This is a genomic window from Dickeya zeae NCPPB 2538, assembly GCF_000406165.1.
GTDB lineage: Bacteria > Pseudomonadota > Gammaproteobacteria > Enterobacterales > Enterobacteriaceae > Dickeya > Dickeya zeae.
Genome location: NZ_CM001977.1, coordinates 4549749 through 4550623, shown reverse-complemented (window position 1 = coordinate 4550623; position 875 = coordinate 4549749). Strand labels below are relative to the sequence as shown.

At 56.2% G+C, this 875-nt stretch carries 1 protein-coding gene; it reads left to right on the top strand.

Annotated features, from left to right (window positions below; translation table 11 throughout):
• Positions 1-875: IS4 family transposase (locus DZE2538_RS19990; RefSeq protein WP_050568717.1), on the top strand; the 875-nt coding region annotated here is incomplete at both ends.

The following is an 875-nucleotide window of genomic DNA, read 5'->3' as shown; positions in this document are numbered from 1 at the left end:
GGTATGGCTATTTTCAACAACAAGCCTGTGTCCCATATCGTCAATCTGATGGACATCGCTGACCGGACTGGCAGACCTTTTACCGCACCCAGCTCCGTCATTGCCCGCCGCAAAACGCTGGGTGAGGATGCCATTAGAGTTCTGTTCGAACTGACACAACAGCACTGGCATGAAGAATCCCGGCATCCGCTCTGGAACGGGCTGACGCTGAACGCCGTTGATGGCGTGGTCTGGCGAACGCCCGACACACCGGAAAATGCCGCTGCCTTCGCGAAAGCGGAAAATCAGTACGGTGAAAAAGGCTTCCCGCAGGTCCGCATGGTGTGTCTGATGGAACTGAGCAGTCACCTGCTGCGCGCCAGCGTGATGGGCCGGTATGACGTTAATGAGATGCGGCTGGCGGCAGGACTGGCAAAGCAGGCACCGGATAATAGCGTGACGTTGTTCGACAGGGGCTTCTGGTCAACAGGCCTGCTGCATGACTGGCACAGGGCAGGTGAGAACCGCCACTGGTTGTTGCCGCTGAAAAAGGGCACGCAGTATGAGGTGATACGCAGACTGGGCAGGCAGGATGAACTGATAACGCTGAAAACCTCGCCACAGGCAAGAAAACAGTGGGAAGGTCTGCCGGATGAGCTCACTGTCCGGTTAATCAGCAGGAAGGTTAACGGTGTGGAACGTCAGGTTGTCACATCGATGACGGACGCGATGCGTTACCCGGCGGCAGACATAGCAGAACTCTACAAACACCGGTGGGAAATCGAACTGGGGTATCGTGAGGCGAAGCAGTTCCTGTGCGGCAACCGTTGGACGCTGAGAAGTAAATTACCGGAGATGGTGAGACAGGAGCTGTGGGGGATACTGCTGACATACAA